This is a genomic window from Mesorhizobium sp. M1A.F.Ca.IN.020.06.1.1 (assembly GCF_004023265.1).
Classification (GTDB): domain Bacteria; phylum Pseudomonadota; class Alphaproteobacteria; order Rhizobiales; family Rhizobiaceae; genus Mesorhizobium.
Genome location: NZ_RZSR01000210.1, coordinates 1 through 7,503, shown reverse-complemented (window position 1 = coordinate 7,503; position 7,503 = coordinate 1). Strand labels below are relative to the sequence as shown.

At 64.7% G+C, this 7,503-nt stretch carries 6 protein-coding genes and 1 pseudogene; all 7 read left to right on the top strand.

All coding sequences use genetic code 11. The annotated features are described in order from the left end of the window. Positions 1-659, top strand: a 659-nt coding sequence (locus tag EOA60_RS12000) for a carbohydrate ABC transporter permease (protein WP_164899273.1), incomplete at its 5' end; no start/stop codon positions are given. A 35-nt stretch (positions 660-694) separates the two neighbouring features. Then, positions 695-1,699, top strand: a complete 1,005-nt coding sequence (locus EOA60_RS11995; RefSeq protein ID WP_066999175.1) for an ABC transporter ATP-binding protein — start codon at positions 695-697, stop codon at positions 1,697-1,699. Then, the gene (locus EOA60_RS11990) at positions 1,696-2,466 is read left to right on the top strand and encodes an L-iditol 2-dehydrogenase (protein ID WP_095799099.1); all 771 of its coding nucleotides are present in this window, start codon (positions 1,696-1,698) and stop codon (positions 2,464-2,466) included. The genes EOA60_RS11995 and EOA60_RS11990 overlap by 4 nt, the downstream gene beginning before the upstream one ends. Positions 2,467-2,620: 154 nt before the next feature. Beyond that, positions 2,621-4,099 (top strand): mannitol dehydrogenase family protein, encoded by a 1,479-nt coding sequence (locus tag EOA60_RS11985; RefSeq protein WP_127335084.1) that lies wholly within the window; start codon positions 2,621-2,623, stop codon positions 4,097-4,099. A 21-nt stretch (positions 4,100-4,120) separates the two neighbouring features. After that, positions 4,121-4,804: an HAD family hydrolase gene (locus EOA60_RS11980; RefSeq protein ID WP_095799101.1), complete on the top strand. Its 684-nt coding sequence runs from the start codon at positions 4,121-4,123 to the stop codon at positions 4,802-4,804. Further along, on the top strand, positions 4,798-6,384 hold the full coding sequence (locus EOA60_RS11975; protein ID WP_128311392.1) for an FGGY-family carbohydrate kinase: 1,587 nt from the start codon (positions 4,798-4,800) through the stop codon (positions 6,382-6,384). The genes EOA60_RS11980 and EOA60_RS11975 overlap by 7 nt, the downstream gene beginning before the upstream one ends. A 164-nt stretch (positions 6,385-6,548) precedes the next feature. After that, positions 6,549-7,503, top strand: a pseudogene (locus EOA60_RS11970) (MATE family efflux transporter); the annotation flags it as partial.

Genomic DNA, 7,503 nt, shown 5'->3' with positions numbered 1-7,503 from the left:
GCTACTCCGAGGTGCAGGCGCAGAGCGGTTATTTCAAGTTCTTCCTGAATTCCGTGATCCTGTCGGTCGGCTCGACCGTCCTTGCGCTCATCGTCGCCGTGCCGGCGGCCTGGTCGATGGCCTTTTCGCCGACCAAGCGGACCAAGGACATCCTGATGTGGATGCTCTCCACCAAGATGATGCCGGCCGTCGCGGTGCTGTTCCCGATCTATCTCATCTTCCGCGACACCGGCCTGCTCGACAGCCGCATCGGCCTCACCATCATGCTGATGCTGATCAACCTGCCGATCGTGGTCTGGATGCTCTACACCTATTTCCGCGAGATCCCGGGCGAGATCCTCGAAGCGGCGCGCATGGACGGCGCCTCGCTGTGGAACGAGATCATCTATGTGCTGACGCCCATGGCCGTTCCCGGCATTGCCTCGACCATGCTCTTGAACATCATCCTGGCTTGGAACGAGGCGTTCTGGACGATCCGCCTGACCACCACCGAGGCCGCACCGCTCACCGCCTTCATCAGCTCCTTCTCCAGTCCGCAGGGCCTGTTCTGGGCCAAGCTCTCGGCGGCCTCGACATTGGCGATCGCGCCGATCCTGATAATGGGCTGGTTCAGCCAGAAGCAGCTGGTGCGCGGCCTGACCTTTGGCGCCGTGAAGTAAGCCGTAAGCGGCGGACGAAATCCGGGGAGGAAACCATGGGAAACATCACGCTCAAGAACGTCTCCAAGTCCTTCGGGTCGACGACGATCATTCCGAACATCGACCTCGCCATCGAGGACGGCGAGTTCGTCGTGTTCGTCGGCCCCTCGGGTTGCGGCAAGTCCACGCTGCTCAGGCTGATCGCCGGGCTGGAGGACACCAGCGGCGGCACCATCAGCATCGATGGCCGCGACGTCACCCGCGAGGCGCCGGCCAAGCGCAAGCTTGCCATGGTCTTCCAGTCCTACGCGCTCTACCCGCATATGACGGTCGCCAAGAACATCGCCTTCCCGCTGAAGATGGCCGGCGAGGACCAGGCGACCATCGATAAGAAGGTCAAGGACGCGGCGCGCGTCTTGAACCTCACCAACTATCTCGAGCGGCGCCCGGGCCAGCTCTCCGGCGGCCAGCGCCAGCGCGTCGCCATCGGCCGCGCCATCGTGCGCCAGCCATCGGCCTTCCTGTTCGACGAGCCGCTGTCCAACCTCGACGCAGCCCTGCGCGGCACCATGCGGCTGGAGATCAGCGAGCTGCATCATCAGCTGAAGACGACGATGATCTACGTCACCCACGACCAGGTCGAGGCCATGACCATGGCCGACAAGATCGTCGTGCTCAATGCCGGCAACATCGAGCAGGTCGGCTCGCCGATGGAACTCTACAAGACGCCGAAGAACCTGTTCGTCGCCGGCTTCATCGGCTCGCCGAAGATGAACTTGATCGAAGGCGCGCCGGCCGACAAATACGGCGCCAAGACCATCGGCATCCGGCCCGAGCACATCAACATCTCGACCACGGCCGGCGACTGGAAGGCGACGGTCGGCGTTGCCGAGCATCTCGGCTCCGACACCTTCCTGCATGTCCAGACCGATGGCATCGGCACGATCAATGTGCGCGCCGACGGCGAGGTTGCCGTCAAGCACGGCGACACCGTCTACCTGACGCCCGACAAGGCCAAGCTCCATCGCTTCGGCGCCGACGGCAAGGCGCTGGCGCAGTGAGGCTCAAAGGCAAATCGGCGCTGATCACCGGATCGGCGCGCGGCATCGGCAGGGCCTTCGCCGAATCCTATGTTCGCGAAGGCGCCAGGGTGGCGATTGCCGACATCAATCTCGAAGCGGCGGAAGCGACGGCAAAGGATATCGGCTCTGCCGCTTACGCGATCCGGCTCGACGTCACCAACCAATCCTCGATCGAGGCCGGCGTGAAAGCCGTCGAAGCGAACGCCGGCGGCCTCGACATCCTGATCAACAATGCCGCCTTGTTCGACCTTGCGCCCATCGTCGAGATCAGCCGCGCGAGCTACGACAAGCTCTTCTCCGTCAATGTCGCCGGCACGCTGTTCATGCTGCAGGCGGCGGCCCGCTCGATGATCGCTGCTGGCCGGGGCGGCAAGATCATCAATATGGCGAGCCAAGCCGGGCGCCGCGGCGAGCCGCTGGTCGCGGTCTATTGCGCCACCAAGGCCGCCGTCATCTCGCTTACCCAGTCGGCCGGACTCGACCTGATCAAGCACCGCATCAACGTCAACGCCATCGCACCGGGCGTCGTCGACGGCGAGCATTGGGATCACGTCGATTCGCTGTTCGCCAAATATGAGAACCGGCCGAAGGGCGAGAAGAAGAGGCTCGTCGGCGAAAGCGTGCCCTATGGCCGCATGGGTCGAGCCGAAGATCTGACTGGCATGGCGGTTTTCCTCGCCAGTGACGAGGCCGAATACATTGTCGCCCAGACCTACAACGTCGATGGCGGTCAATGGATGAGTTGAGGGGGAAGCGCGCCTCTCTTCCTCCGGGGAGGACGCGTCGCGGGGCAGGTGAGGGGCGCATACCGGCAAACGGATGCTGCCCCTCACCGCTCCCCCAAGCGGGTGAATTGGGGGTTGGATTGTCGGGCTGCATATCGGCCAAAGGGTAAGTAAGATGACCGTGAAACTCTCTTCCTCGAACCTCGCCAAGCTTCCGTCGAAGGTTTCCGGTCCGAAATACGATCGCGCCGCGCTGAAGGCCGGCATCGTGCATTTCGGCGTCGGCAACTTCCACCGCTCGCACCAGGCTGTCTATCTCGACGACCTATTCAATTCCGGCCTCGGCCATGACTGGGCGCTGATCGGCGCCGGCGTGTTCGAGGGCGAGAAGGCCGGCCGCGCCAGGCTGCAGGAGCAGGACTGGCTGACCACCGTGGTCGAGCAGGACCAGGGCCATATGAGCGCCCGCGTCACCGGCGCCATGGTCGATTTCCTGATGCCGGGCGATGCTGAGGCGATCGTCGAGCAGCTCGCCGACCCTGCGATCAAGATTGTGTCGCTGACCATCACCGAGGGCGGCTATTTCATCGATCCGGCCTCCGGAAAGTTCAATCCGGCCCATCCCGACATAGTCGTCGATGCCCAGCCCGGTGCGGCACCGAAGACAGTCTTCGGCATCATTCTTGCCGGACTGGTGCGCCGGCGCGCCGACGGCATCGTGCCGTTCACGGTCATGTCCTGCGACAACATCCCCCACAATGGCCACGTCACCTCCGACGGCGTCATCGGCCTTGCCCGGCTGATCGACGAGGCTCTGGCCAACTGGGTGAGGGACAACGTCGCTTTCCCGAACGGCATGGTCGACCGCATCACGCCGGCCACCACCGATCGCGAGCGCAGCATTCTGGCCAATGATTTCGGGCTGGAGGACAATTGGCCGGTCTTCTGCGAACCGTTCAAACAATGGGTGCTGGAAGATCATTTCACCGCCGGCCGGCCGCCGCTGGAACGGGCCGGCGTCCAGTTCGTCAAGGATGTCTCGCCTTACGAGCTGATGAAGATCCGCATCTTGAACGGCGGCCACGCAGCCATTGCCTATCCGGCGGGCCTGATGGACATCCATTTCGTGCATGAGGCGATGCAGGAGCCTCTGGTGCGCCGCTTTCTCGCCAAGGTGGAGCGCGACGAGATCATCCCGACCGTGCCGCCGGTGCCCGACACGGTGCTCGAGGATTACTACCAGCTCATCGAGCGCCGCTTCTCCAACCCCAAGATCGGCGACACCATCCGAAGGCTTTGCCTCGACGGTTCCAACCGCCAGCCGAAATTCATAATTCCGACCGCCGCGGACCGACTGAAGGCGGGGAAAGGTGTTGCCGGCCTGGCTCTGGAGTCCGCGCTCTGGTGCCGCTACTGCTTCGGCACCACCGACAGCGGCGCCGTCATCGAGCCGAACGATCCGAACTGGGACCGGATGCAGGCGACCGCCAAAGCGGCGAAGAACTCGCCCGAGGCCTGGCTGGCGATGGACGACATCTATGGCGATGTCGGCCGCTCCGCCGTCTTTGCCGAAGCCTTCGCCCATGCGCTGAACGAATTGTGGGCGAACGGCGCGCGCGAAACCTTGACGCGCTATCTCGCCGATAAGCTCTGAAGCTCTTTGGACGCAGCCGCAATGACGCCCGAGCTCGTCATCTTCGACTGTGACGGCGTGCTGGTCGACAGCGAGGCGCTTTCGGTGACCGCGTTGCTGGGCATGATCGAGCTCGCCGGCGGCACGGTCTCGGAGGACGCCGCCTACGAGCATTTCCTCGGCAAGAGCATGAAGAGCGTGCGCGAGATCCTCGGCAGCGATTTCGGGCTTGAGATCAGCGACCAGCATCTCACCGCCATGCGCGTCGAGCTGATGCGCAAGTTCCGCGAGGAGCTGAAGCCGATCCCCGGCATCAAGGAGATCCTGCCGAAGCTTGGCCTGCCCCATTGCGTCGCCTCTTCCGGCACGCTGGAGCGCATCCGCTACGCGCTCGAGGTCACCGGCCTGCTGGGCCTGCTGGAGCCGCACCTCTTCAGCGCCGCCATGGTCAAGCGCGGCAAGCCGGCGCCGGACCTGTTTCTCCATGCCGCCGCCGCGATGCGCGCTGATCCGGGCAAATGCCTTGTCATCGAGGACAGCCCGGCCGGCATCGCCGCGGCGCGAGCGGCGGGGATGCGTGTCTTTGCCTTCACCGGCGGATCGCATGCAAACAACCCTGCGCTCAAGGCGCGGCTTGCGTCGACCGAACCGGACTTTATATTCGCTGACATGCTGCAATTGCCCGACCTGATTGCAGACCTGGGAGCGAGAGTAAAAGCATCTTGACGAGTTTCGTTTGCGCGGTCGATGTCGGCACCGGGAGCGCTCGCGCGGGCATTCTCGACTCGCATGGCAACCTGCTCGGCCGCGCCGAGCGGCCGATCGCCATGCACCAGCCTAAGCCCGATCACGCGGAGCACGATTCGGAAAATATCTGGTCGGCAGTCTGCGCCGCCGTGCGGGCCGCGCGCGAGAAGACGAACGTCGCCGCATCGGATATTGTCGGCATCTCCTTTGACGCCACCTGCTCGCTGGTGGTGCGCGGCAGGCGGGGCGATCAGCTGAGCGTCTCGGTCACGGGAGAGAAGCGCTGGGACACCATCGTCTGGCTCGACCATCGCGCCATCGCCGAAGCTGACGAATGCACCAGAAGCGGCCATGCAGTGCTCGACTATATCGGCGGGGTGATGTCGCCGGAAATGGAAACGCCGAAGCTGATGTGGCTGAAGCGCAACCTGCCCGCCACCTGGAATGAAGCCGGCTATCTGTTCGATCTCGCCGATTTCCTGACCTGGAAAGCGACCGGATCGCTCGCCCGCTCGCAATGCACGCTGACGGCCAAATGGACGTATCTCGCGCATGAGGAGACGGGCTGGCGGCGCGATTTCTTCAAGCTCGTCGGCATCGGCGATCTCTTCGAGCATGGCAATCTTCCGGACAAGGCGAGCCCCGTCGGCACCGATATCGGGCAACTCACGGCCGATGCGGCGGCAGATCTCGGCCTCACGGAGAAATGCCGGGTCGGCGCCGGGGTGATCGACGCCTATGCCGGCGCGCTCGGTGTGCTCGGCGGCTTCGCCGGCGACGAGAAGGACATCAGCCGGCACCTGGCGCTGATTGCCGGCACCTCGTCCTGCGTCATGGCGATGTCGCAGGATCCGCAGCCTTTCGCCGGCGTCTGGGGACCATATTATGGCGCGGCGTTGCCAAAGCTCTGGCTGTCGGAAGGCGGTCAGTCGGCGACCGGCGCTCTGCTCGACCACATCATCCGCTGGCACGGCGCCGGCGGCGAGCCGGATGCGGCAATGCATGCCAGGATCGCCAAGCGCGTCGCCGAACTGCGCGCCGCCGAGGGCGATGCGCTGGCGGCGCGGCTGCATGTGCTGCCGGATTTCCACGGCAATCGCTCGCCGCTCGCCGACCCGCACGCGGTTGGCGTCGTCAGCGGGCTGACACTCGATTCCTCCTTCGACAGCCTGTGCAAGCTCTACTGGCGCACCGCCGTCGGCATCGCGCTCGGCGTCCGCCATGTGCTCGAGGCGCTGAACGAGAACGGCTATTTGATCGACACGCTGCACGTCACCGGCGGCCACACCAAGAACCCGCTCTTGATGGAACTCTATGCCGATGCCACCGGCTGCACCGCCATCGAGCCGCTGGCCGACGAGGCGGTGCTGCTCGGCACCGGCATGGTCGCTGCGACCGCCGCTGGGCTTTACCCCGACCTGAACGCCGCTTGCGTGGCCATGCAGCAGGGCGGCAGGACGCGGCCCCCGAATCCGGCCGCCGGCGCTCGCTTCGACCGCGACTATCGCATCTTCCTCGAAATGCACCGCCAGCGGCAGGCGCTCGACACCATCCAATAGAAGGCCCGGCTCTTGCGCTTCCCGCTGGCTCAATAGGTCGCCGCTCCTCCTCCTTGCCAATATGTCGCATTTCGTTCACAAGACGGCGCAAACGGCGCCATTTTGCGCCGTTTGCGTGCGGCTTCCGGGCGAGTCCCGACGCGCCGTGGTCTGAAGAGCGGAAAATGTCTGCGATCGAAGCCGGCGCTCGCGCGCCGGAAAATTTTTGGCGTCAGGAAATCAGGGCAACATTGTCGCTTGCCTGGCCGATGGTGCTCACCAATCTCGGCCAGACCGCCATGACCGCGACCGACGTCATGATGATGGGCCGTTTGGGACCCGACACGCTGGCCGCCGGCGCGCTCGGCTCCAACCTCTATTTCATGCCGCTGATCTTCGGGCTTGGCCTGATGCTCGCCACCTCGCCGATGATGGCGACCGAGCTCGGCCGCCGCCGCCATTCGGTGCGCGACCTGCGCCGCACCGTGCGCCAAGGACTCTGGCTGGCGGTCCTCGTCTCGATCCCGATCTGGCTGTTCCTCTGGCATGGCGAAGAAGTGCTTTTGGCCATGGGGCAGAAGCCGGACCTCGCGCACCAGGCAGGCATCTACCTGCATTGGCTGCAATGGGCGGTGCTGCCTTTTTTACGGTTATATCGTGCTGCGCTCCTTCATCTCGGCGCTGGAGCGGCCCGGCTGGGCGCTGATCATCGTTTTCGTCGCCGTCGCCTGCAACGCCTTCTTCAACTGGGTCTTCATGTTCGGCAACCTCGGCGTCCGCCCGATGGGCATCGCCGGCTCGGGCCTCGCCACCTCGCTTTCCAGCATGCTGATGTTTGTTGGACTGGCGGCCGTGGTGGTGCTGGAGAAAAAATTCCGCCGCTATCACCTCTTCGGCCGCTTCTGGCGCTCCGACTGGCCGCGCTTCCGCGGCCTGCTGAGGCTCGGCCTGCCGATCGCCGGCATCCTCGCCTTCGAGGTGACGATCTTCAATGCGGCAGCCCTGCTGATGGGTCTGATCGACGCGGATTCGCTGGCAGCCCACGCGATTGCCATCCAGATCGCCTCGATCTCCTTCATGGTGCCGCTCGGCCTCAACCAGGCGGTCACCGTGCGCGTCGGCCTGGCACATGGCGCCGGC